The organism is Nonomuraea sp. NPDC002799 (assembly GCF_053592075.1).
On record NZ_JBSFVA010000001.1, the window covers coordinates 469,296 to 492,699 of the forward strand.

The 23,404-nt window shown below is 70.2% G+C and carries 20 protein-coding genes; 11 read left to right on the top strand and 9 right to left on the bottom strand.

Annotation, left to right across the window (positions count from 1 at the left end):
• Window positions 1-90: 90 nt before the first annotated feature.
• Window positions 91-2,220 carry a hypothetical protein gene (locus ACWD0F_RS02050; protein ID WP_449871872.1) on the bottom strand — a complete coding sequence of 710 codons (2,130 nt, stop codon included), beginning with the start codon at window positions 2,218-2,220 and terminating at the stop codon, window positions 91-93.
• A gap of 218 nt (window positions 2,221-2,438) precedes the next feature.
• Here ACWD0F_RS02050 and ACWD0F_RS02055 point away from each other — a divergent pair, with 218 nt between their 5' ends.
• The 5 genes from ACWD0F_RS02055 to ACWD0F_RS02075 all read left to right on the top strand — a co-directional run bounded on the left by ACWD0F_RS02055 (window position 2,439) and on the right by ACWD0F_RS02075 (window position 9,081).
• Window positions 2,439-4,028: a hypothetical protein gene (locus ACWD0F_RS02055; protein ID WP_449871874.1), complete on the top strand. Its 1,590-nt coding sequence runs from the start codon at window positions 2,439-2,441 to the stop codon at window positions 4,026-4,028.
• A 222-nt stretch (window positions 4,029-4,250) separates the two neighbouring features.
• Entirely contained in the window at window positions 4,251-5,852 is a 1,602-nt protein-coding gene (locus ACWD0F_RS02060; RefSeq protein WP_449871876.1) for an LCP family protein, read from the top strand.
• 349 nt (window positions 5,853-6,201) lie between these two features.
• A complete protein-coding gene (locus tag ACWD0F_RS02065; protein ID WP_449871878.1) occupies window positions 6,202-7,254 on the top strand; it encodes an acyltransferase family protein in 1,053 nt (350 codons plus the stop codon).
• Between the two features lie 56 nt (window positions 7,255-7,310).
• Window positions 7,311-8,273: a glycosyltransferase gene (locus ACWD0F_RS02070; RefSeq protein ID WP_449871880.1), complete on the top strand. Its 963-nt coding sequence runs from the start codon at window positions 7,311-7,313 to the stop codon at window positions 8,271-8,273.
• A 94-nt stretch (window positions 8,274-8,367) separates the two neighbouring features.
• Window positions 8,368-9,081, top strand: a complete 714-nt coding sequence (locus ACWD0F_RS02075; protein ID WP_449871882.1) for an acetoacetate decarboxylase family protein — start codon at window positions 8,368-8,370, stop codon at window positions 9,079-9,081.
• Window positions 9,082-9,109: 28 nt separating this feature from the next.
• Here the strand turns inward: ACWD0F_RS02075 and ACWD0F_RS02080 are convergent, their stop codons facing one another.
• From ACWD0F_RS02080 to ACWD0F_RS02105, 6 genes are all read right to left on the bottom strand, one after another.
• A complete protein-coding gene (locus ACWD0F_RS02080) occupies window positions 9,110-9,994 on the bottom strand; it encodes a glycosyltransferase family 2 protein (protein ID WP_449871884.1) in 885 nt (294 codons plus the stop codon).
• Between the two features lie 187 nt (window positions 9,995-10,181).
• Window positions 10,182-10,949 (bottom strand): CDP-alcohol phosphatidyltransferase family protein, encoded by a 768-nt coding sequence (locus ACWD0F_RS02085; protein WP_449871886.1) that lies wholly within the window; start codon window positions 10,947-10,949, stop codon window positions 10,182-10,184.
• Entirely contained in the window at window positions 10,927-11,967 is a 1,041-nt protein-coding gene (locus ACWD0F_RS02090) for an iron-containing alcohol dehydrogenase family protein (RefSeq protein WP_449872373.1), read from the bottom strand. Before ACWD0F_RS02090 ends, ACWD0F_RS02085 begins: the two co-directional genes overlap by 23 nt.
• A 28-nt stretch (window positions 11,968-11,995) precedes the next feature.
• Window positions 11,996-12,730: a phosphocholine cytidylyltransferase family protein gene (locus ACWD0F_RS02095; protein ID WP_449871888.1), complete on the bottom strand. Its 735-nt coding sequence runs from the start codon at window positions 12,728-12,730 to the stop codon at window positions 11,996-11,998.
• 147 nt (window positions 12,731-12,877) lie between these two features.
• The gene (locus ACWD0F_RS02100) at window positions 12,878-13,501 is read right to left on the bottom strand and encodes a DUF5941 domain-containing protein (protein ID WP_449871890.1); all 624 of its coding nucleotides are present in this window, start codon (window positions 13,499-13,501) and stop codon (window positions 12,878-12,880) included.
• Window positions 13,498-14,913, bottom strand: coding sequence for a CDP-alcohol phosphatidyltransferase family protein (locus ACWD0F_RS02105; RefSeq protein ID WP_449871892.1), 1,416 nt, complete (start codon window positions 14,911-14,913; stop codon window positions 13,498-13,500). Before ACWD0F_RS02105 ends, ACWD0F_RS02100 begins: the two co-directional genes overlap by 4 nt.
• A 111-nt stretch (window positions 14,914-15,024) precedes the next feature.
• Between ACWD0F_RS02105 and ACWD0F_RS02110 the strand changes: the two genes are divergently transcribed.
• Both ACWD0F_RS02110 and ACWD0F_RS02115 read left to right on the top strand, forming a co-directional pair.
• Complete coding sequence (locus ACWD0F_RS02110) at window positions 15,025-15,759, top strand: IspD/TarI family cytidylyltransferase (RefSeq protein ID WP_449871894.1); 735 nt, start codon at window positions 15,025-15,027, stop codon at window positions 15,757-15,759.
• A 75-nt stretch (window positions 15,760-15,834) separates the two neighbouring features.
• Entirely contained in the window at window positions 15,835-17,571 is a 1,737-nt protein-coding gene (locus ACWD0F_RS02115; RefSeq protein ID WP_449871896.1) for a CDP-glycerol glycerophosphotransferase family protein, read from the top strand.
• Here the strand turns inward: ACWD0F_RS02115 and ACWD0F_RS02120 are convergent.
• A complete protein-coding gene (locus ACWD0F_RS02120) occupies window positions 17,566-18,585 on the bottom strand; it encodes a glycosyltransferase family 2 protein (RefSeq protein WP_449871898.1) in 1,020 nt (339 codons plus the stop codon). The genes ACWD0F_RS02115 and ACWD0F_RS02120 overlap by 6 nt on opposite strands.
• An 81-nt stretch (window positions 18,586-18,666) precedes the next feature.
• On the opposite strand from ACWD0F_RS02120, the gene ACWD0F_RS02125 reads away from it, so the two are divergent.
• From ACWD0F_RS02125 to ACWD0F_RS02140, 4 genes are all read left to right on the top strand, one after another.
• Complete coding sequence (locus ACWD0F_RS02125) at window positions 18,667-20,109, top strand: LCP family protein (protein ID WP_449871900.1); 1,443 nt, start codon at window positions 18,667-18,669, stop codon at window positions 20,107-20,109.
• A 35-nt stretch (window positions 20,110-20,144) separates the two neighbouring features.
• Window positions 20,145-20,492 carry an STAS domain-containing protein gene (locus ACWD0F_RS02130; protein WP_449871902.1) on the top strand — a complete coding sequence of 116 codons (348 nt, stop codon included), beginning with the start codon at window positions 20,145-20,147 and terminating at the stop codon, window positions 20,490-20,492.
• Between the two features lie 118 nt (window positions 20,493-20,610).
• On the top strand, window positions 20,611-21,441 hold the full coding sequence (locus tag ACWD0F_RS02135) for a GNAT family N-acetyltransferase (RefSeq protein ID WP_449871904.1): 831 nt from the start codon (window positions 20,611-20,613) through the stop codon (window positions 21,439-21,441).
• Window positions 21,442-21,510: 69 nt separating this feature from the next.
• Window positions 21,511-22,335 (top strand): LLM class flavin-dependent oxidoreductase, encoded by an 825-nt coding sequence (locus ACWD0F_RS02140; RefSeq protein WP_449871906.1) that lies wholly within the window; start codon window positions 21,511-21,513, stop codon window positions 22,333-22,335.
• Between the two features lie 161 nt (window positions 22,336-22,496).
• On the opposite strand, the gene ACWD0F_RS02145 is transcribed toward ACWD0F_RS02140, so the two are convergent.
• Window positions 22,497-23,327, bottom strand: a complete 831-nt coding sequence (locus ACWD0F_RS02145) for a hypothetical protein (protein ID WP_449871908.1) — start codon at window positions 23,325-23,327, stop codon at window positions 22,497-22,499.
• Window positions 23,328-23,404: the final 77 nt, after the last annotated feature.

Below are 23,404 nucleotides of genomic sequence, written 5' to 3' on the forward strand. Positions count from 1 at the left end.
AAGCCGAGTCCACATCACCACAGCAGCAGCTCCGGATTCGCCCTTTTTTTCACCAGTCTGGCCCCCGGCGCCGGGCCTCCCGGGCCTCGGTCAGACCACGGCCATCCATACGTTGACCCGCAACGCATACGTGCCGTTCGGGGCGTCGACGAGCGAGCGTTCGTCCTGGCGGGTGACGAGCGCCATGACCTGCGTGGCCGGCCCGTACGGTGATACCTGCGCGGCTTCGGCGGCCAGCACGACGGGCACCCGGCCGGTGGCGCGCACGCGCTCGATCAGGCGGCGGACCTGCGGCTGCGGCGCGGTCTCCACGTTGTTCCTGTTCACCCAGGCCGCCGGGCGGCCGCACATGCCGCGTACGAGCTGGGTGAAGCGGTCGGCGGTGACCCGCTCCACGATCAGCACGGAGGCGTTGGCGGGAATCCTGGCGCACAGGGCCTCGACCGCCGCCGCCTCACCCCGCTCCACCGGCGTGAACGCGGTGCCGATCGAGGTCACGGCCGGCGGCACGAGCACGAGCAGGACGATCACCGCCGTCGTCCAGCGGCGGACGCGCGGGCCACGCCGCCCGGCCACGTCCCGCACCCAGGACAGCCCGTAGGAGGCGAGCAGGATCAGCCCGGGGATCACGACGGGGACCAGGCGGCGGGCGGCCCACGGGTGGTCGGGGGTGATCTCGGGCCGCAGCAGCGTGGTGACCGTCGTCCAGCCGACGACCGCGAGCGGCAGCAGCCACTCCACGGGCCGGCCTTCGCGCAGCAGCCTCCGGACGAGCAGCGCCGCCGCGATCGTGGCCAGCACGACCACGGGGGCGCCGACGTACCAGACGACCCAGTGCAGGGAGTCTTCGAAGTAGAGCCGGGTGCCGTCGATGGGCAGGCCGTTGGCCTGCTGGGTCTGCTCGATCATCTTGGCCGTGCGCCGGTCGTCCCCGCTCACGGGGACGCGGGTCACCCGCTGCACCCACGGGCGGGCGTAGAGGGCGGCCATGAGCAGTACGACCAGCCCGGCTCCCGCCGTGGGAGCCCACTTCGGCAGCCGTACGCGAGTCAGCATCGGGGCCGCGGCCGTGCCGATCGCGATGAGCACGAGGACGGCGGCGCAGATGAGGAGCAGCGGCCGGACGGAGGTGGACAGATAGTCCAGATAGGGCTTGGCCAGCAGGTACGCCGCCAGCATCCCGACCCCGGCCCCGGCCGCCAGCCCCGCCAGCAGCGGCAGCCCGATCCGGCCCTGCGGCCGGCCGAAGCGCCGCATCGCGATCAGCAGCCCCGCGAACGCCAGCACCGGCAGCACGTCCCGCAGCCCGTCCACCCTGACCAGCACGGCCAGCCCGAGCACCAGCCCCGCCAGCAGCCCGCTCGCCCTGCCCGCCTTGGCCAGTGCGTCGTGCGCCAGCGCCAGGCCCCCGAACAGCAGGATCATGGACGGGATCTCGCTGAACGTGCTGCGCGAGGTGTAAAGGATCGGCAGGCTCATCGCGAACGCCGCCGCCGCGGGCACCGCCCACCGCGCCCCGGCCAGCCGCGCCACCACTCCGGCCAGGGTGAGCACGGCCAGCGCGCCCAGCACGGCGGGCATCACGAACGGCGCGCCGAGCCAGTCGCCGATCGCGAACACCATCGGCGGCCCCGGCATGAACTGCGGCACCACCGCCCCGTCCCACGAAAAGAACCCGACGCTGTCGAAGACGAGCCAGGGATCGGCGCCGCCGAAGGCCGCCGCCTGAGTGGGGATCGGCAGCGAGCCGTGGCGGGCGATCCAGGCGGTGTACTGGGCGTAGGTGGCGGGGTCACGCCGGACGATGATCTGCTCGGTGTGCATGATCACGTTGAACACGCCCGAGGCCGCCGCGACCGCGACCACCCCGGCAACCTGCCAGAACGTGGCCTCCACGGCCACACCCGGCGAGTCCGTCCCCGTCTCCCGAGCCGCCCTGCCGACCTCTCGCGCGCCCGCCCCGCCGACCTCTCGCGTCCCCGCCCCGCCGAGCCCTCGCGTCCCCGGCCCGCCGAGCCCTCGCGTGCCCACACCGCCGAGCCCTCGCGTGCCCGCCCAGCACAGCAGTGCGGCCACGGGCAGGCCGAGCAGCAGGGCGGGCAGCGGCGCGAACCGGCCGAGCAGCAGCAGCGGCAGCCCCGCCAGCAACCAGCCCGCCACGGCGAGGGCGGGCAACACCGAGAGGGCGGCGAGCAGCCGGCCGGGTCGAACGAGTTCCATCGGTGAGCGAGCGTATCCAACCCCGCGCCCGCATCAGCCCACACGCACCGCCGACCGGCACCCCGATCGCAAGCCGACACCCCACCCCCGGCCGTCGGCACCCCGATCAACGCTCCGCGCTCCACCCGACCGCGAGCCGGCACCTCGCCCGACGCCTCCCAACCGGCCAGAAGCACGGGGTTCGCGCAAACGCCGGTAGCGTACGCGAGACAGCCGCAGTGGCCGGAGGACGGGAGGACGTGCGGGTGATGTCGGAGGCTCGCGCCCAGGAGCCCGTCCCAACCGGCCACGGAAAGCGCCGCCTGCCTCGCGACCGGGGCCGGGACATTCTGCGGCGGCACGGCTGGTTCCTCGCGGTCCTCTCCCTCGGTACGGCCCTGCGCGCGCTGGCGATGCTCGGTTACCGGCCGGCCCTGTGGTTCCCCGACTCCTACACCTACATCGTCACCGTCTTCAGGCCGCGGCCCGACCTGGTGCGGCCGGCGGGCTACTCGATGTTCCTCAAGCTGCTGGAGCCCTTCCACTCCTTCGGGATGGTCACGGCCGCCCAGCACCTGCTCGGCCTGGCCGCCGGCGTCCTGATCTACCGGGCCGCCCGGCGGGCTCCCCGGTGGGCGGCGACGCTGGCCACGGTGCCCGTGCTGCTGGACGCGTACCAGATCGAGCTGGAGCACCTGCTGGTCTCCGACACGCTGTTCATGTTCCTGGTGTTGTCGGCCGTGGTGCTGAGCACGACGCGCCGGCCGGCCACGGTCGCCGCCATCGGCCTGCTGCTGGCCGCCGCCACGCTGAGCAGGACCGTGGGCCAGCCGCTGATCGTCGTGCTGGCGGCCTGGTTCGCGCTCTGCGGACGTGCCGGGCCGACCGGCGCGCTGCGCGGGCGCTCCGAGCCAGCCGACACGCTGCGCGAGCGCACCGGGCCAGCCGGGGAGCTGAGCGGGCGGGCCGGGCTGGCCGGCGTGCTTCGCGGGCGGGCCGGGCTGGCCGGCGTGCTGATCGCCGCCGCGCTGGTGCCCCTGCTGGCCTACGGCGCCTGGTTCTACGCGACCTACCAGCGGGTCGGCCTGGTGGGCGCGAACGGCGCCTTCCTCTATGCCAGGACGATGTCGTTCGCCGACTGCGCCAAGATGAACCCGCCGCCCGACCTGCGCGTCCTGTGCGACCCGCGCCCGCCGGACCGGCGACCGCCCTCCCAGGAGTACATCTGGGCGAAGGACGCCCCGCTGGTGCTGCTGCCGGGGATCACGTTCACGCGGGAGAACGACGACCTCGCGGGCAGGTTCGCGATGCTGGCGATGACCAGGCAACCGCTCGACTACGCGGCCTCGGTGCTGGCCGAGCTCGGCCGTACCTTCCGGTGGGACCGTCCGGTCTATCCGGATCAGGAGATCTACGGCTACTACCAGTTCCCGGTGACCCCGCCGGGGCCACCTGGCCGCTATCCCGCGCAGGTCGGCGCCGACTATGCCAAGCTCTATGAGCAGGGTGCGATCGGCACGGAGATCGTCGAGCCTTATGCCGGCTGGCTGCGGGCCTATCAGAGCATGGCGCGGCTGCCCGGCCCGGTGCTGCTGGTGGTCCTGCTGGCCCCGCCGGTGGCGGCCATCGCGCGCAGGCGTAAGGGAAAACGGCGCCTCGCGGGTGCTCCGGCCTGGCTGGTGCCCTGGTCGGCGGCCGTCGTGCTGTTGATCACACCGGCCGCTGCGGCCGAGTTCGACTATCGCTACGTGTTGCCGGCCGTGCCCCTGGCCTGCTTGGCGGCGGCTCTCAGTATCAGGCCTGACGTGCTAAGACCGTCCGGAAGCTAGAAAGAGTTTGGCGATGATATTCCACCCAATGTCCGGCTCTGAGTATGCTTTGCCGCGAAAACATCACGCCCGGGTCACAGCCGTTCCTCGCGGTCATGGCCTCGGGCACGCCGTACGTGACCTAGTCTCGTGGCGCGAAGCGACCAAGCCAGCGCGTCAGGCGCGAGCAGTGAGGCTAGGGGGCGTATGAGTGACTACAGGAGCGCGCCGGTAGTCGATTCGATGCACGACCACCGATCCGCCCCTACGGCGCCGGGCAGCCGGATGGCGCGCAGAGCCGCGTCGGCCGGCGGGCCGCCGCCACCGTACGACGACGGGCCGCCGCGCGGCCATCGTGGCGGCGCGGGCGGCGGGCAGGGCAAGATGCGGATGCTGGCCTGGGTCAGCATCGGCATGACCGCGCTCATGGTCGCGGGATCGCTGACCGCCTACACCGTCTATCGCGACGTCTTCGGCAACATCAAGCAGAAGAGCGTCAACAACGACATCATCAACCCGCGACCCCCGGACACCGGCGCGCTCAACGTGCTGCTGGTCGGCTCCGACACCCGCGCGGGCGACGGCAACGCGAAATACGGCCAGCAGCTCGCCAGGCAGGCCGACGCGGGCGGCAAGCGCACCGACACGATCATCCTGCTGCACATCTCCCCCAACCGGGACAAGGCACGGCTGATCAGCTTCCCGCGTGACTCCATGGTGCAGATCCCCCGGTGCAAGAACGAGACCACCAAGCAGGAGATGGCCGCCCGCCGGGACATGATCAACTCGGCGTACAACTCCGGCGGCATCGCCTGCACGATGTCCACGATCGAGACCCTCACCGGCATCCGCGTCAACCACTTCGTAGAGATCGACTTCAGCGGCTTCAAGAGCATCGTGGACGCGCTCGGCGGCATCGAGATCTGCCTGAAGTCCGGTGTCAACGACAAGGCCTCCAAGCTGGTCCTGCCGCCCGGCAAGAGCCTGCTCAACGGCGAGAAGGCGCTGGGTTACGTACGCCTGCGCAAGTACGGCGACGGCAGCGACATCCAGCGCATCAAGCGCCAGCAGATCTTCCTGAGCAAGGTCGTCGCCAAGGCGACCAGCAGCGAGCTGCTCACCGACGTGGGCCAGCTGCGCGACTTCATCGCGGCCGCGGCCAGCTCGGTCACCATGGACCCCGAGCTCGCCAACGACACCGAGCAGCTCATCACGATCGCGTCGAGCGCCAAGGAGCTGACCGCCAAGGGCGTGCAGTTCACCACGATCCCGTGGGGCCCCGATCCCGTGGACCCCAACCGGGTGGTCTGGAAGGAGCCCGACGCCACCAGGCTGTTCACCTCGGTCAAGGAGGACACCGAGGTCATCGCGCCGGCGCCGACGACCAGCGCCAAGCCCAAGGTCGCGCTCAAGCCCGAGCAGGTGAAGGTCCAGGTGCTCAACGGCACCAAGACCGTGGGCAAGGCCCGCGAGGTCGCCGACCAGCTCGCCGATCAGGGCTTCAGCGTCGTGAGCGTGGGCAACTACGAGGCCGCGGACGGCAAGAGCCTGGCCAAGAGCGAGGTCCACTACGCCAAGTCCAGCGCCACCGCGCCCGACTACGCCGCCACACTGGCCGGCTCGGTCGTGCCCAAGCCCGCTCCCGCGTCGGGGAAGGTGGCCGTGACCAACCCGCAGCAGTACGCGGCGACCACCGCCGCCACCGCCGGGGCGGCGACGAAGGGCACTCCGGTGATCCAGCTCGTCGTGGGCGAGGATTTCGATTCGATCAAGGTCACCAAGCTTCCTGACAGCGTCAACAACAGCACCATCACCGCCTCCGACCAGAAGAACGTCTGCACCTGAAAGGCTCCAAGTTCCCTGTGGAATCGGGCATTCTGGGTTTCCGCGAGGGACAGGAACCTGGCGAGCGGGATAGTCTGTTGCGGGTCGGCGACGCAGCACGACACCCCGCCGTAAGGTGGATTTCACGTCGTGTTGTCGTCGTGTTCCCCGGCCCCGAGCGAAGCTGAGCGACTCCTCTGTGTCTGACACCAGATCCTCCCCACCCGTCACGACCCCGCGGAGCCCCGATGAGGATGGCGGTCCCGCCAGCACAGGGGCTCGCTGGCCACTGCCGGAGGAGGCCTTCTGGAGTGAGGAGGCCGATCCCCATGGGGTAGCTCCAGGAGAGCGCACCGAGCCGCACGCCGCGGTGACGGGCGACGGGCCCCAGGAGCAGCCGGAGCCCGCACCTGAGCCCGAGAAGCCGAAGCGGCGGCGCGATCCGTTCCTCGACAACGTCAAGTTCGTGCTGATCGCGCTCGTGCCCATCGGCCACTCGCTGGTGCCGACGCTTTCGGCCGACTCCTCCAGAGCGCTCTACATCTTCATCTACACCTTCCACATGCCGCTGTTCGTGCTGATCAGCGGCTACCTGTCCAGAAACTTCTGGAACTCCAACGCGAAGACCAACAAGCTGGTCGACACGTTCGTCGTTCCCTACGTGATCGTCGAGGTCGGCTACGCCGCGCTCCGCTACACGCTGGGCAGCAAGTGGAGTCTCACGATCATCGACCCGGCCTGGCTCAACTGGTATCTGCTGGCGCTGCTGTTCTGGCGGCTGTCCACGCCGGTGTGGAAGCGGATGAAATATCCGGTGCCGGTGGCCATCGCGATCTATCTGTTCGCCGGGTTCTCGCAGATCGAGGGCGACTTCAGCATGGACCGCTTCTTCGGTCTCATGCCGTTCTTCGTGATCGGCCTGGTCATGCAGCCCGAGCACTTCGAGCGGCTCAACCGGCGCTGGATCAAGATCCTCTCCGTGATCACGATCCTCGGCGCGGCGGCGGTGGCCATCGTCGTCGCCCCCAGGGCCCCGCTCGGCCCCTTCTACTTCAAGGACAGCTACCAGGACCTCGACCTGTCCTGGTACATGGGCCTCGGCATGCGCACCGGCATGCTGCTGTGCGCGCTGGCGCTGTGCGTCGCCGTGCTGGCGCTGGTGCCCAGGACCGAGACCTGGTTCACCGACCTCGGCACCCGCACCCTCTACTGCTACCTGCTCCACGGCATCCCGGTGCTGATCGCCAAGGAGATGGGCTGGCTGGAGTTCCCGTGGCTGTACGGGCCGCTCGGCGTGCTGGCCATCAGCGCCAGTTGCTTCGCGCTGGCCATCGTGTTGTGCCTGCCGGAGACCCGCACGGTCTTCAAGTGGGTGCTCGAACCCCGCCTGACCTGGCTCTATCGTCGCCCCTCACGAAGTTAAGCGGCCGTTCCACCGGCATTAACGCCGTTGACCTGGTAGGCGCGGAGCATCGGCATATGCGCGCATGTGTCGCCACGACCGTCCACCATCCCGAGGACGCCCGGATCATGCATCGGCAGATCCGGGCACTGCTCGACGCGGGCCACGAGGTCACCTACGTCGCGCCGTTCACCTACTTCAACGTGACCCCCGCCATGGGACTCGCGGCGGTGGACGTGGCGCACCACGCCTCCCAGGGCCGCGCCCGCGCCGCCCTCAGGCGCGGCATGAAGGACGCCGACCTGCTGATCGTGCACGACCACCGGCTGCTGCGCGTGCTGCCCCACCGGCGCCCGCCCGTCGTGTGGGACGTCCGCGAGCAGGTCACGCCCAGGCGGCTCGCCCGAGCGGGAAGGCGCCACCAGGTGGTCACGCCCCTGACGGTGCCCGAGGCGACCCTGGTGTCGTCCGACCCTCCCCCTCCGGGCGACACCAGGGTGGTGCACATCGGCCGCCTGTCGGCCGAACGCGGCGTGTCGGAGCTCATCGGCCTGGCCGAGCGGCTGGTCCCGCACGGCATCCGGCTCGACCTGATCGGCGCCGCGGCCCGCGAGGTGCGCCCCCTGCTGCGTGACGCACAGCGGGTGGGGCTGCTCGACTGGTTCGGGTACGTCCCCAACCGGCACGCCCTGCGCATGGCCGAAGGCGCGCTGGCGGGTCTGTCGCTGGCGGACGACACGGTGCGGACGCTGCCCACGAAGATCATGGACTACATGGGCCGGGGCCTGCCCGTGATCACGACTCCGCAGGGCGCCTCACTGGTCGAGGGCGCCGGCTGCGGGGTCGTGGTGCCGCTGGACGTGGACGCCGTGCTGAACGCCGTACTGGATCTGAAGGAGAACCCGGCGCGGCGGGCCGGGCTGGGCGGGCTGGGGCACGCACAGGCGCGCCTGCGCCACCACTGGCCGGATCACGCCGCGGCCTTCGTCCAGCGGGCCGAGTCGTGGGCGGGGCTGACGGCGCACGCGCTAGCCGTCTGATGCCGCCCCCCGTGTTCTGCCGATTGTCACCTCGCATCTAGACGGCACCGGAGCGGGAATGGTCACACGGCTTGGAGGTTGATGTACTGGTCCCATGGCATCACATCTGATCCAGGGCCGGACGGTGGGCCTGCCTGTCCGGGTGTGGGACGCCGAGGTCTGCAGCGCCTTCTATCCGGTACGCGCCGACGCCGCCAGGGCCGTCATCGCCTACTCCGGCCTCGACGTGGCCGAGATCCTGCCCGGCAAGGCGGTCTGCGTGCTGCTGTTCGTGGACTACCGTGACGGAGATCTCGACACCTACCACGAGTTCGGCATGGCCTTCCTGGTGCGGCCGCCGGGTCTGCCGGGCTCGGTCGGGCTGGGAGATCTGCGGCATGCCGGGGTGTTCGTGCACTGGCTGCCCGTGGACCAGCCGTTCACGCTGGAGGCCGGGCGGACCCTGTGGGGGTTCCCGAAGGAGCTGGCGGACATCGACCTGCGGCTCGCCTCTCCGTACAAGAGGTGCATCCTGCGCAAGGACGGGCGGCTCGTGCTCGACATGCTGATCAAGCCTGGCGCGCCCATGCCGGGCGCCACGGCGATGGCGCCGCTCGACGCCTACACCCACCGGGACGGGGTCACGCGGCGGGTCCCCTGGTCCGTACGCGCCCGTGGGGCGCGGGTCCGGCCCAGCGGCGCGCTGATCCGCCTGGGCAACCATCCCGTCGCCAAGGAGCTGAGCGAGCTGGGGTTGCCCAAGCGGCCGATGTTCAGCTCGACGATCGCGCACGCGGCCATGAGCTTCGGCGAGGCCACTCCCATCTGACCCGGCCGGATCAGATGGACGGGCGGCGTCAGACGATCGGCGGGCGGCCGAGCTTGACCATGCGCCAGGCCGTGCGCCAGGCCATGGGACGGCGCTCGCCCGCCGGCGTCCGCAGGCCCTCGAAGAACCCGGCGAACCACGCCTTGAGCGCCACCCCGGAGCCCCGCTCACGCAGGAGGGTGAGCACGACCCAGTTGGTGAGGTAGAGGAACGCCAGCGGCCACGGCAGGTTGCGCCGGGCCAGCCACACCCGGTTGCGGGCGTTGAGCTGGTAGAACTGGGCGTGCCGCGTCGGCGGGACCTGCGGGTGATACATCACCGTCTCGGCGTCGTACTCGATCCGGTAGCCCTCGCCCAGCAGCCGCCAGGCCAGGTCGGTCTCCTCGTGCGCGTAGAAGAACTGCTCAGGCAGCCCGCCCACCTGGAGGAAGGCCGAGCGCCTGATGGCCGAGGCGCCGCCGAGGAACGTCGTGACCGGCGAGGAGCGCTCCGGATCGCCGGCCCGCAGGCGCGGGACGTGGCGCCGCTGGCCGATGCCGCCGTCGGGGTCCATCACCCGGAAGGAGATCACCGCCAGGTCGGGCTCCGTGGCGAAGCGGTCGCGCACATGGGAGACGACCTTCTGGCTGGCATACCAGCCGTCGTCGTCGAGGAAGAGCACGACATCTCCCGAGCACTCCTCCACGCCGCGATTACGGCCTGCGGGAATGCCCGTGTTGCGGTCGAGCCGGATCGATTTCACGACCGCGGCCGACCCCTCGGGTGGCGTCGCCGACAACTCGGGCACATCAGCGCCGTTGCCCACGATCACCACCTCGACGTCTCCGTCGACCTGGTTGAGCGCGGACTCGACTGCCCGGTCCAGCTCCGCGACCCGGTTGCCCATGGTGAGGATGACGCACGAGATCTTCAACGAATCATCGTCCTGACGCGTTGAGAGCACGGGCGGAGCATTCTTTCATGATCACCGAGTCTGCTGGTCTGCATATTTCTCAATATTGGGTGAGCTAAGCGTATCGGAACCGAGGGTGAACCCCCACCGAACGGCGGACGTCCGATCAATACGACGGACGGGAGGCCCGTCCGGTTCCGACATGAGATCACGCCAGCCGCCTCGATGCGAGAATGCTGACCAAATGCAGGACAACCTGTAGGCAGGCCGCTACGAAGCAGGCGATGAGAAGCAGCCGGGTGACCACGAGGTCGCCGACCACCAGATCGACCACCGCCGCGGCCAGGACCAGCAGGGACAGCTCGATCGGCTGCACGATCCGGTGGAACTTCGTCGCCGCCAGCACCCGCCGGCCCAGCCCCAGCAGCCCGGAGCGGAACTGCACGCCGGACGCGTCGCTGGCCGCCGACAGGCCGCCCTTGGCCCGCGCCACGTCCACGAGGTCGCTCTCCGCCTTGATCAGGATCGCGCCGAGCGCGGCGGCGACCCCGAGCACGGTGTACCAGTCGGGCAGCACGGCCGACGCCCGCCAGCCCAGCCCGACCAGCAGCGCGGCCTCGGCGAAGTAGGCGCCGACGCGGTCGAGGTAGACGCCGGCCAGCGAGGTCTTGCCGGTCCAGCGGGCCAGCTCGCCGTCGGAGCAGTCGAGCAGCAGGTAGATCTGCACGAGCACGGCGGCGGCCACGACGGCCCAGAACCCCGGCAGGGCCAGCACGACCCCGGCGGCGATCCCGGCCACCGTCATCACCCAGGTGAGCTGGTTGGGCGTCACCGGCGTCTTCGTCATCAACCAGGTGACATAGATCGACAGTTTGCGCATGTAGAGCACGCCGGCCCAGTGCTCGCCGTTCCTGCGTTCGAGGTGGCCGGCGGGCTGAGCGACCCGCCGCAGCTCAGCTACCGAAGGCGCGGACATAGTCCCCCACCCGATCCCGGATCTCGGAGTCCTGCATGCGCAGGTGCTCCAGGATGGTGTAACGGCCCGGCCTGGTGGCCGGAGCCAGGGCGACGACCTCGGCGAACTGCTCGCTGGTGAGGCCGATGTCGGCGGGGACGACGGGCAGCTCGTGCTGGCGCAGGCAGCCGACGACCTGATCGACCCGGGTCGCGTCCTCCCTCAGGAAGAAGCAGAAGGCGGCACCGATCCCGGCGAGCTCGCCGTGGTTGGAGGTGCCGGGAAAGAGCTGATCCACGGCATGAAGGATCTCATGATCTCCACCGCTCGCGGGCCGTGAGGAGCCCGCCACCACCATCGACATGCCCGACAGGATCAGCGACTCGGCCAGAACGGTCAGGAACGCGTCGGACTCGATGGAGTCCTTGCGGCCGATCAGCGCCTCGGCGGCGGTGCGGGACATCGAGCAGGCCAGCCCGTCGATGGGCTCGCCGCGCTCCAGATTGCCGAGCTGCCAGTCCTCGATGGCCGACAGGTTGCTCACCACGTCGCCCACGCCCGCTCTGACGAGCGACTTCGGCGCGTTGTGCACGAAGTCGAGGTCGACCAGGATGGCCAGCGGCATCGGCACCCCGAACGTGCCCTTGCCGCCCTCATAGAGGAGGGAGGCCGTGGGCGAGCAGATGCCGTCGTGGGAGAGGTTGGTGGCCACCGCGACCATCGGGATGCCCGCGAGCGAGGCGGCGTACTTGGTGGCGTCGATCGTCTTGCCGCCGCCCACGCCCACCACCACCTCGTAGGCGCCCTTGCGCAGGTCGGCGCCGAGCGACACGGCCGCGTCGACCGACCCGTCGGCCACCCTGAACACCTCTGCCTCGCCCAGCGTGGGCGCGATCAGGCTCTCGATGTGGTCACCCTGGCCGGGGCCGACGGCCACCGCGACCCTGCCGGAGGTCGCCACGCGGCTGTCCGCCAGCAGGGCGCCGAGCTGCGCCACCGCGCCGCGCCTGACCTCCATGGTCAGGGGCGCCGGAAGCATCCTCGCTAGAAGCGGCATCAGCGCCCCCTCAGTAGCGAACGGCTATGGTGCGAGCCTTGGCGAGGTCCTCGTGGTTGTCCACTTCGACCCAGTCGACCTCGCCGATCGGCGCGACCTGGATGAGCTCACCGCGCTCGACCAGCTCCTGGTAACCGTCCTCGTAGTAGAGCTGCGGGTCACGCTCGAACGTCGTCTTCAGCCCGTCGGCCAGCCGCTCGGCGGCGCCGGGACGGATGAGCGTAGCCCCGATGTACTCGCCGTAGGCCTCGGCCGGGTCCATCAGCTTGGTGATGCGGCGCAGCGCCCCCTCGGGCGAGAGCGTGACCTTCATCTCCTCGTCGGCGAGCTTCTTGACGTTGTCGACGGCGAGCAGGATGTCACTCGTCTCCGGCGCGGACAGCAGCGTCTTCTCGACCGAGACCGGGTGCACGGTGTCGCCGTTGACCAGGAGCACGCCCTGCGCGAAGTAGTCGCGGGCGCACCACAGGGAGTAGGCGTTGTTCCACTCCTCGGCCTTGTCGTTGTGGACGAGGGTGAGCCGGACGCCGTGGCGCTTCTCCAGCTCCTCCTTGCGCTCGTGCACGGCCTGCGCCGCGTACCCGACGACGACCACGACCTCCCGCAGGTCCACCTCGGCGAGGTTGCGCAGCGAGATGTCCATGATCGTGGTTTCGCCGTCGACCGGCACGAGCGCCTTGGGCAGCGTGTCGGTGTACGGCCGCAGGCGTCGTCCGGCTCCAGCGGCCAGAACCATTCCCAGCAACGTGCACTCCTCAGTCGAGCATGTGGGCCGCCGCATTGCGGCTCACCGTACAAACAAAAAACCGTTACATCCTGTGGAACGCGGGGGCGCGTCCCACCGTAGGCCCAAAGAGTATTCGTCTTTGGGCCCTCAGCGGGTAATCCGGCGTTAGTCTTGCGTTCCCATATCAGCCGCATCCACTCCGGAGCGGGGCGCGGCCAGCCAGCACGTCAGGCTCTCCCAGCCGAACAGCCCCCACAGGTAGAGCGCGAGCACCAGGTAACCGCCGGTCATCCAGCCCGTGAGGGCGACCAGCGAGACCACCATCATCCGCCCGTCCCAGCCGAGTCCGAACGTGGCCAGCCACGCCGGCGGGTAGACGTGCTGCCTGAGCCGGTACACAAGATCATAATGGTGGAAGGCCAGCGCTCCGAGCAGCAGGAAGATCAGTACGGGATGCACCTGGTGCGCGAACCCGCACGCCGCGACGAAGGTGTACTCGATGAGCCGCAGAACAGGCGGCACCAGCCAGTCGAAGCGGCCGTCGTGCGGATGGCTGCTGCCCGGCCCGGCCAGCAGCAGCGTCACGGCCGGCGCGAACACCGCGAGCCCGTCGGACCCGGCCACGCCGATCAGCAGCAGCACCCCGGTGACGAACGTGCCCGCGATCACCGGCGGCAGCGGCGGCAACTGCCCGGCCACGAGCAGGCCCATCGCCCGCGAGAGCGGCCCGTCGTCGCGGTAGGCCACGACCGTGCTGCCGGGGACGGGTGTCATGTGCACAGAGATCACTGCGACGACCTCGCGATCCGTCCGGCGAGCTGGTAGAGAGCCGCCACCCCGCCCCAGCAGAGCAGCGACAGGAACGTCACCCTGGCGTTCCATCCGGCGGCCGTGATGGCGATCAGCGCCATCCGCTCGCCGATGGGCAGCACGATGATCTTCTTCAGCCAGTGCGCGATCGTGTCCCGCTCGATGCGCTGCGCCAGGCCGAGCACGCCGTGCGCCCGCCCGGCGTCGGCCGCCTCCAGCAGGGAGCGGGCCGGGCGGCCCCAGAGCGCGCCGACGCGGGTGGCGTCGGCGACGGCCCCGGCGTAGGAGTAGTCGACGGCGTGCCGCACGACCTGGAGGATCATCGCGGCCACGGCGAGGTGCCAGATGCCCTCGCCGCCGCCGAAGCCCAGCGCCAGGCCGACGTAGACGGTGTACTCCTTCAGGCGGTCGGACATGCCGTCGGCCCAGGCGCCCATCGGGGAGAACGTGCGCGTGTAGCGGGCGAGCTGGCCGTCGAGGCAGTCGAGCGCGAACGACAGGTAGAGCAGCGCCGCCCCGGCCAGCCGCTCGCCCTGGGTGCCGCCCGAGAACCAGACGGCCGACAACGCCGCCAGGCCGATCGAGATGCCGGTGACGGCGTTGGGCGTGAGCTTCAGGCGGACGGCGGGTGTGATCAGGTGGCGGGTCCAGGGGGAGACGAGAAACGTGGCGAAGAACCCGTCGTCGTCCTTGACGGAGGTGTCGAGCCTGACTCTGGCCTCGTCCACGTCGGCCAGCCTGGTGACCGCGCTGTCAGCGGCGTTCTGGCCGGTCACCCGGTCGGCGTGCAGCGGCCCGATCGCCGTGGCCCGGACCCGCACGCCCGATCTGACGAGCCCGACCAGCAGCAGGTCCACGGCCTCGACGGCGGTGACGGGCCCGAGCTTGCCCGTGTCGGCCAGCTCGGCCAGCTCCTCGGCGACGTCGGCCAGCGCGGCCAGGTCGGCCTCACCGGTCTGGAGCACGCCCCTGAAGGTGGCGTTGGCCTCGGGCACGGTGTGGAACGAGCTGCCCGCGGCGACGATCCGGCCGCTCTGGACGCGGACGGGCGGCCGCATGGGAGAGGCGGTCGCGTCGTGCGCGACCAGCGCGCCGGTGTCGCGCGCGGGGTGCTCCAGCAGGAGCGCGAGCGCTTCGGTGTGGGCGACGAGGTCGGCGGGGAGCACCGCGACGGCGCCGGTGGCCGCTCTGGCGATCTTGGCGACGGCCCGGAGATCGGCTCCGAGGCCGCCCGCGTTCAGCACCTGGACGTCGTGGACGAGCAGCACGGCGAGCTGGTCGCTGACGCGGTCGAGCAGCGTGCCGTCGGCGCAGGAGAGTTTGCAGGCCGGGGTCGTGGCGAGCAGCACGGCCGCCGGGGTCGTGCTTTCACGGGTCAATGAGTCGGGCAAAGCGCAGGTCTCCTCCCGGTCGTTCGGGAGCCGCGTGGCTTGGGGGTGCGTAGCCACAGCGTAGCGACAGGTCAACGCAATATCACGGAACAGGACCGTTACGCTCGCGTCATGGATTCACGGTCGGTTGCAGTGCTCCTCGCGGGCGGTGTGGGGCAGCGGGTCGGGCGCGACACGCCGAAACAGCTCATCGAGGTGGCGGGAAAGACGATCATCGAGCACTCCCTGGCCGTGTTCGAGGGCGCGCCGGAGATCGACGAGATCGTGGTGCTGATGACGCCGGGCTACGCCGATCGGGTGCGGGAGATCGTGGCGCGCGGCGGTTACCGCAAGGTCAGCAAGATCGTGGACGGGGGCGCGAGCCGTACGGAGAGCACGTGGCGGGCGTTGCAGGCGCTGGGCACGGAGGAGTGCGACGTGCTGCTCCACGACGCTGTACGCCCCCTCCTGGAGCCCCGGATCATCACCGAATGCGTCAAGGCACTGGAGACGCACGCGGCCGTCAACGTGGCGATCCCGAGCTCCGACACGGTGTTCGTGGCCGTTCCCGAGCCGGGTGGCGGGGCGGGCGGCGAGGTGATCGGCGAGGTGCTGGACCGGTCGCTGCTGCGGCGCAGCCAGACGCCTCAGTGCTTCAGGTTGTCGGTGATCCGCGCGGCCTACGAGCGGGCCTTCGCCGACCCCGGCTTCGCCGACCGGCCGGCCACCGACGACTGCGGCGTGGTGCTGCGTTACCTGCCGGACGTGCCGATCCACCTCGTGCCGGGCAGCGAGCGCAACATCAAGGTCACCCATCCCGCCGACCTGCGGATCGCCGAGTTGCTCTTCCAGCTAGCCGACGGATGAATGCGACCTATCAGTCCAAGTCATAGACGTGCGCGTGGACGCCCCTTGACCTGACGGTTGTTACCGTGCGGACGCATGGGGAGACTCATCGTGTTCGCGGCACTGCTCTGCTGCTATCCCGTGCTGCTGGTGTCGGCGCTGTGGCCGGCGCCGCTGGTGTTCGGGGTGGTGGCCGCCCTCTCCTATGCCCTGGAGTACATCGCGCCGCGCGCCGCCCGGCCGCTGCCCGACCTGCTCGGCAAGGTGCATCTCGGCATCACGCTGCGGTTCGCGGCCAGGGAGACCGCGGCCCTGCTGCTGGTGGCACGGACCGCCGGGCCCGACTCGCCGTGGTTCGTGGCGCTGGCGGCGGGGGTGTTCGGCGTCCACGTGGTGCGGGCCGCGCACACGGGGCTGGCGCTGCGGCTCAAGCAGACCCTCAGCCAGATGCCGGTGACCACCCGCAACCTGGACGTCTCCGCGCTGCGCATCCCCAAGATGCCGCCGCTCTTCCTGGGGGACGCCCGCAGCGTGCGCTTCCTCTACCTGGACGCGCTGCCGGTGCTCGGCGCGGCCTTCGGCGCCGTTCCCGCCACGCTCGGCGCCGGGCTGGCGCTCGTGGCGGGCGCCCTGGGAGCGCTCGCGCTCATGCCCTACGTACGCCGCGCGACCCCCCTCACGGACACCGCCAGGGTGATCGAGGTGGTGGGCGAGCAGGTCAGGAAGTACGACCCCGAGATCATCCTGTACTTCTCCGGCACCCCCGCGGCCGCCTACCAGGCCAGGATGTGGCTGCCCACGCTGGAGCTCGTCGGCCGGCGCGCCATCGTGGTGCTGCGCGAGCGCGGCATGGCCACCCACCTGGAGCCGACCACGCTGCCGATGCTCTGCATCCCGTCGGCTGCCGACCTGATGAGCTTCCGCTCCCTCTACAGCGCCCGCCTGTGCCTGTACGTCTCCAACGTCGGCAGGAACGTGCACATGTTGCGCATCCCGACCGTGCGCAGCGCCTTCCTCAACCACGGCGACAGCGACAAGGAAGCCTCGTTCAACCCCTTCTCCCGCGTGTACGACGAGGTCTGGGTGGCCGGACCCGCGGGCAGGGACCGCTATCGCCGGGCCAAGGTGCGCGTCAGGGACGAGAACATCCGCGAGGTGGGCCGGCCGCAACTCGAAGGCATCTCGACGGAGGGGCCCGCGCTGCCGTACCGGACCGTGTTGTATGCCCCGACCTGGGAGGGCTGGAACGACGACCTGTTCCACACCTCGCTGATCACCATGGGCCCGCGCATCGTGCGCGCCCTGCTCGACCACCGGCCCGCGCTGCGCGTGATCTACAAGCCGCACCCGCTCACCGGCACCCGCGACAAGAGCGCCATCCGCGCGCACCGGAAGATCGTGGCCATGATCGAGACGTTGGAGCTGGCCAAGTCGAAGGCCAGGCACCCGTCGAGCGTGGCGGCGGCGACCTCGCCGATCAGGCATCTGGTGGTGACTGGGCGGGAGCCGCACCTCTACGACTGCTTCAACGAGTGCGATCTGCTGGTCAGCGACATCTCCAGCGTCGTGGCCGACTTCCTGGCCAGCGAGAAGCCGTACGCGGTGACGAACGTCGCGGGACTGCCCGAGCGGGCCTTCCACGAGCGCTATCCCAGCACCGAGGCCGGGGTGCTGCTCGGGGAGGACCTGGCCGGGCTGGCGGACTTCCTCGGTGGGGAGGACACGCTCGCCCGGGCCAGGATCAAGTTGCGGAGTTATCTGTTCGGGCCGGAGTATCCGGATGCGCTGACCCGCTTCGACGCGGCGATCGAGCGGGTCTTCGCGCAGTCATGACCCGGGTGGCCTGGCCAGCTTCTTCGGGCTGGTGAGGAAGCCCCAGCCCCAGGAGCAGTGCATGGCCGCGTACACGAGCGGCAGCCGCACCTTCGCCGCGGTGGGCAGCCCGCTGCCGGTCAGCCCCGAGCCCGCCACGATGGCGAGGACGTAGCCGCCGGGAACGATCAGCGCGAGCGGGAAGAACGGCGAGACGACCAGCGCCAGCACCATCGAGAGCACCGCGCCGGGCGGCGCCAGGTAGCGCAGGTTGATCGTGCCCTCGTGGGTGCGCGAGACCACCCGGCGCCAGCGGCCGTAGTGGAAATACTGCTTGGCCAGCGCCTTGACATTGGGCCGCGGCCGGTAGGAGACGCGCATGCGCGGCTGGAACCAGACGAGACCGCCGCTCTGGCGGATGCGGTGGTTCATCTCCCAGTCCTGGGCGCGCTGGAAGTGCTCGTCGTAGCCGCCGACCCGGTCGAGCGCCGAGCGCCGGAAGACGCCGAGGTAGACGGTGTCGGCGGGGCCCGCCGTGCCGCCCACGTGGAAGGCGGCGGCGCCGACCCCGATCTTGGACGTCATGGCGCAGGCCACGGCCTGTTCGAAGGGCGTGATGCCTTCGGCGGCCATGACGCCGCCGACGTTGTCGGCACCGGTCTCCGCCAGCGTCTGAACCGCCACGCGCAGGTAGTCGGAGGGCAACATGGCGTGCCCGTCGACCCTGGCGATGATGCCGTTGCGAGCGGCGGCGATCGCGGCGTTGAGCGCGTTGGGCGTGCGGCCCGTGGGGTTGGGCACCACCGTCACCCGTCGATCGGCCGCCGCGATGGCGTCGGCGACCTCCTGGGTGCGGTCATGGGACGGACCCACGGCGAGAACGACCTCGATCTCACCGGGGTAGCTCTGGGCGAGGACCTGATCAACAGCCTCGCGAAGGTGCCGCTCCTCGTTGAGGACCGGCATGACGACGGAGATGGGAGGCCAGCCGTGCGTCTCCGTGGGCGCGTGCGGCGAGTCGGGGAACTGCTTCATGGCGGGGCTCACGCTACTGTACGAGCACGGGAGGAGGGCAATCGAAGGCCCGATCCTCCGGGGTCACAAAAGGGGGACGGCATGCGCGACCCGGGCGAGGAGGACGCCGGTGTGCTCGTGGGCGGAGACGCCTACGGCGGCGTCACGCTCACACCCGCCCGCACCCGCAAGCCGTTCAAGAGGAGCGCCAAGGCCCGCCGGCGCAACATCGTGATCGCCGGCCTCCTGTCCACGGGCATCCTGATCACCACCGGCGCGGTGTGGGCGACCCCGCGCCAGATCGGCACCGTCGACGCGGGCGTGACCGCCTCCTCGGCCCGGGGCGCCGAGAACATCCTGCTGGTCGGCGTCGACAAGCGCGACGACCTCACCCGCCAGCAACAAAATCGTCTCAAGCTCGGCCGCGAGTCCGGCCAGCGCACCGACACCATGATGATCATCCATCTGTCGGAGGACCACCGGCAGGTCACCGTGGTGAGCCTGCCGCGCGACACCTGGACGACGATCCCGGGCAAGGGCGATCACAAGATCAACTCTGCCTATCAGTTCGGCGGGCCCAAGCTCGCCAAGCAGACCGTCGAGGCCGCCACCGGGCTGCAGATCAACCGCTACATCGAGGTCAACATCCTCGGCTTCATCGACGTCGTCGACTCCCTCGGCGGCGTGACCGTCTGCACACCCGTGCCGATCAGCGATGCCAAGATCGCGCTCAACCTGCCCGCCGGCACCCACCAGCTCGCCGGCGTCCAGGCGCTCGGCTATGCCCGCACCCGCGCCACCGCCCGCTCCGACCTCGACCGCATCGACCGGCAGCAGCAGGTCATCTCGGCCCTGCTCAACCGGGCGCTGAGCGCCGACACGCTGGCCAATCCGGCCAAGCTGGCCGCGTTCGTCAACTCGACGCTGAGCACGGTCAAGGTCGATCCCGACGACGGGCTGCTCGGCCTGGCCGGCCAGGTGCGGGACGTCTCGCTGGACGACGTGAAGTTCGCCGAGGTGCCGCTGTCCGACGTCGACTTCAAGGCGCCCACCGGCGAGTCGGCGGTGTTGTGGGACAAGCAGGCGGCCCGCGACCTGTTCGCCAAGATCGACAAAGACCAGGACCTGACCAAGCCCACGCCGGCCGCCAGCGCCACGCCGTCGGCCAAGCCGTCCCCGGTCTCGCCCGGGAGCATCACACTCAAGGTCAAGAACGGCACCCTCATCACCGGCCTCGGCGCCCGCACCAAGTCGGCCCTGACCGATTACGGCTTCAAGGTGCCCGGCGAGCCGGGCAACACCGGCAAGAAGGACTACAAGAAGACCGTCATCCGCTACGGCGAGGGCCGGGAGGCCGCCGCGCGGGCGGTCGGCGCCGCCATCCCGGGCGCGGAGCTCCGCAAGGCCGACATCGACGGCATCGAAGTGATCGCGGGCAGCGACCAGCCGAAAATCGGGAAGCAGAAGGCGTCTTCTCCACCATCCGCCAAGCCGAGTGTTACACCAACGACGAAAACGGCAATGCAGAACATATGTAAGAAATAGGCATAGCTTTCTGCGGTTCGGGCAGGTGAGGCCCCATGGTGGTCAGGTGTTGGCAAGAGCACCCTTGCACGGTGTTGCACGTCGAGGGCGACCTGGACGTCGCCGGCGCCCCCCGGCTGCGGGCCGGGCTGGAGCAGGCACTGGCCTCCGCCGATCCACCCAACCTGGTCGTCGACCTCACCGAGGTCCCGTTCTGCGACTCCGTCGGACTCGGGGTGCTGGTGGCCACGCTCAACACCATCCAGCACATGAACGGCCGCCTGATCCTCGTGCTCTCACCGGGAATGATCCGCCACCTGCTGACGATCACGAATCTCGACCGGTATTTCGAGACCAGCGGTTCCATGGGAGAGGCCCGCGCGGCCCTGGAAGCGGCGGCATAAACCACGGTCAGATGGCGTGGAGGTGTGCGAGAACATGGTCATGTTCATCACGGGCACACCTCTCTCCACGGCCTCATGACGTCGCGGGGAAGCCCCACGGCATGCGGAGGCTTTCACGTTGTTCGACCAGTTCCCCGAGCCTGCGCGCTCCCAGCTCGCGTCCGCCTTCGACGAGGGCAGGACCCGGCCTGAGTGGTGCTTCGTCGAAGGGCCGGCCCACCTGGCGTTCTGGGCCCCTCTTCCCGGCTCGGAGCCACTGCTCGTCTGGCAGTTCGACCCGGGGCCCGACCCCGTCGCCGCCGCCGGGCTGCTGCGCCGGAGCATGGCGGCGCTCGGGGTGCGCAAGGTGATCCACGACATCTCGCTCAAACCCGGGCTCACTCCCGTGGTCGACCGTCTCGTCGAGCACGGCGCGCTGACCGGGGCCGGGTTCACCATGGAGGTGGAGCGGCTGCTGCTGGAGTGGGTGGTGGGCAGCGACGTTCCCGACGACCCCGGCAGGCTGACCTACCGGCAGGCGCGCCACATGGAGCCCGCCGAGGTGCTCGACATCCTCGTACGCATCTCCGACGGCTCCCTCGACCACGACACCCGCGTCGAGGTGGCCACGTCGGGCGTCGAGCGGGAGGCCCGGTGGATGTACGACGACCTGGTCAACCGCAAGGCCAAGCCCAGTTGGTTCGTCATCGCCCACCTGGGCGACCAGCCCGTCGGCCTGGTGGCCCCCGACGACCACTCCATCGCCTACATCGGCGTCGTGCCCGAGCATCGCGGGCACGGCTACGTCAACGACCTCCTGGCCCAGGGGACCCGCACGCTCGCCGAGGCCGGGCTGCCACGCATCGTCGCGGCCACGGACGTGGGCAACGTTCCGATGGCGGATGCCTTCAAGCGTGCCGGATACTCGGAGGTCGGCCGCTTGTTCCGTTATTACTGGAGGGCACCGTGAGACTCTTCTGGAGGGCACTGTGAGACTCGGCGTCTGTTTCTTCTGGAGGGCACCGTGAGACTCGGCGTCATGTTCGACCGTGCCCTGCCGCCAGAGGAGCTGATCCCGTTCGCCAGGGCGCTCGACGCGACGACCGTCGACGATCTGTGGGTGGTGGAGGACCTCGGCTGGACGGGCGGCATCTCGTCCGCCGCCACCGCGCTCGCCGTGACGTCGCGGCTGCGGGTGGGCATCGGCATCACGCCCGCTCCGCTGCGCAACCCGATGCTGCTCGCGATGGAGCTGGGCAACCTCGCCCGCCTGCATCCGGGGCGGCTCGCGGCCGGCATCGGGCACGGCGGCGGAAACTGGATGCGCCAGGTGGGCGCCGCCGTGCCATCGCCGCTGTCGCTCCTGGAGGAGACCATCACCTCCGTACGCGCCCTGCTGCGCGGCGAGACCGTCACCCTGCACGGCAGGTCGGTGCAGTTGGACGGGGTGTCGCTGGTGCACCCGCCGGTCGTGCCCCCGCCCGTGCTGGCCGGAGTGAAGGGCCCCAAGTCGCTGGCGCTGTCGGGCCGCCTCGCCGAGGGCACGATCGTGCCTGAGGGGGTGGGGCCGGAGCAGCTTCCCGGGATCCTCGACCAGATCGGAGCCGGTGACGGTCACGAGCTGGTGGTCTTCACGTTCCTGCACACGGGTCCGGCCTCCGCCGAGGCCGTCGCGCCCATGGTGGCCGGGCAGGCCGAGTTCCTGGGGATCGCGGCTGAGGACGTGGTGATGGCGGTGGGCACGCCGGAGGAGGCCGCCGCGCAGGTCAAGAGCCTGTGGGCGGCGGGGGCTGAGACGGTGGCGGTGCGTCCGCTCGGCACCGACCCGCTCCGGCACGTCAACGCCCTGCTGTCGGCTTTGTAACCCCGGGGTCCTACGCGGTGCCGCTCAGGAGCAGGGACGGCCGCGAAACGTTCCGGGATCGAGGACGACACCAAGAGCGCCGGCAGCATGCCGGGCGACGTCCGGCCCCTGGCCCGCTGACCGGGGCGGCCGCCGGCAGCGGCGGCCACCCCGGAGCACGCCTACTGCCAGATGGCGGTGTAGCGGCCGTTCTCGGCGTTGACCTGGACAGGGGCCAGGCCCTTGCCCTTGAGTTCGTCGAACCGCTTCTGGTAGCCGGAGCTCGACATGTCGATGTAGTGCGCCCAGGACCTGACGCCGTCCTTGCGATACACGGCCGAGTACGTGCCGTCGGGCGCCACGGCCACCTTGACCGGCCGGAAACCCTGCTTCTGCTTGGCGTCGAAGTACGCCTCGTGCGCCTCGCGGGACTTGCCGTAGGAGTAGTACCAGGCCCCGCCGTTGTTGGTCGTCCACACGCCCACGTAGCGGATGTCGCCGGGGGTACCGTACGCGTCGACGGAGGTCAGCGCGAGCCCCTTGGCGGTGTACTGCTTGTTGGCCGCCTCGAACTGGCTCGGGGTGAGGTTAGACCTGGTGTAGAAGCTGCCGCCCTTCTTCTCGAAGATGGCGGTGAAAACGCGCGCGTCAGCCGGTCCGGTGGCCGAGACGGAGACCGGCTGCGTCCCCTCCCTCAGCCCCGCGTCGAACCGCTTCTGGAATCCGTCGGCGGACATGCCCTGCCAGATGCCCCACTTGGTCGACGACCCGTCCTTGACCCAGACGGCCGCGTACCTCTCCCCGTCCGAAACGTTCACCGTGATCGGCCGGTAGCCCTGCTGCTTCAACTGCTGGACCCGCGACACGCTCGCCGAGGCGCTGAGGTCGTGATAGGCGATCCAAGCAGCGGCCGACGCCGTCTCGGCGCCGGCCGCAGGGGCCACCGCCGCGATCGGGCCGGCCGCTCCGGCCAGCACGGATGCGACGACCACGATCTTCCGGGTAGTCCTCATGACCCTCCTCCAAGATTTCTTTACGTGTTAAAGAGAATGAGGGACGACCCTAACAGCCGTTACTGACCGCCCACTGG

Coding starts and splice junctions, on each gene's coding strand:
- ACWD0F_RS02050 (WP_449871872.1), bottom strand. CDS start 2,220: ATGGAACTCGTTCGACCCGGCCGGCTGCTCGCCGCCCTCTCGGTGTTG.
- ACWD0F_RS02060 (WP_449871876.1), top strand. CDS start 4,251: ATGCACGACCACCGATCCGCCCCTACGGCGCCGGGCAGCCGGATGGCG.
- ACWD0F_RS02070 (WP_449871880.1), top strand. CDS start 7,311: ATGCGCGCATGTGTCGCCACGACCGTCCACCATCCCGAGGACGCCCGG.
- ACWD0F_RS02075 (WP_449871882.1), top strand. CDS start 8,368: ATGGCATCACATCTGATCCAGGGCCGGACGGTGGGCCTGCCTGTCCGG.
- ACWD0F_RS02085 (WP_449871886.1), bottom strand. CDS start 10,949: ATGTCCGCGCCTTCGGTAGCTGAGCTGCGGCGGGTCGCTCAGCCCGCC.
- ACWD0F_RS02090 (WP_449872373.1), bottom strand. CDS start 11,967: ATGCTTCCGGCGCCCCTGACCATGGAGGTCAGGCGCGGCGCGGTGGCG.
- ACWD0F_RS02110 (WP_449871894.1), top strand. CDS start 15,025: ATGGATTCACGGTCGGTTGCAGTGCTCCTCGCGGGCGGTGTGGGGCAG.
- ACWD0F_RS02115 (WP_449871896.1), top strand. CDS start 15,835: ATGGGGAGACTCATCGTGTTCGCGGCACTGCTCTGCTGCTATCCCGTG.
- ACWD0F_RS02120 (WP_449871898.1), bottom strand. CDS start 18,585: ATGAAGCAGTTCCCCGACTCGCCGCACGCGCCCACGGAGACGCACGGC.
- ACWD0F_RS02125 (WP_449871900.1), top strand. CDS start 18,667: ATGCGCGACCCGGGCGAGGAGGACGCCGGTGTGCTCGTGGGCGGAGAC.
- ACWD0F_RS02130 (WP_449871902.1), top strand. CDS start 20,145: ATGGTGGTCAGGTGTTGGCAAGAGCACCCTTGCACGGTGTTGCACGTC.
- ACWD0F_RS02140 (WP_449871906.1), top strand. CDS start 21,511: ATGTTCGACCGTGCCCTGCCGCCAGAGGAGCTGATCCCGTTCGCCAGG.
- ACWD0F_RS02145 (WP_449871908.1), bottom strand. CDS start 23,327: ATGAGGACTACCCGGAAGATCGTGGTCGTCGCATCCGTGCTGGCCGGA.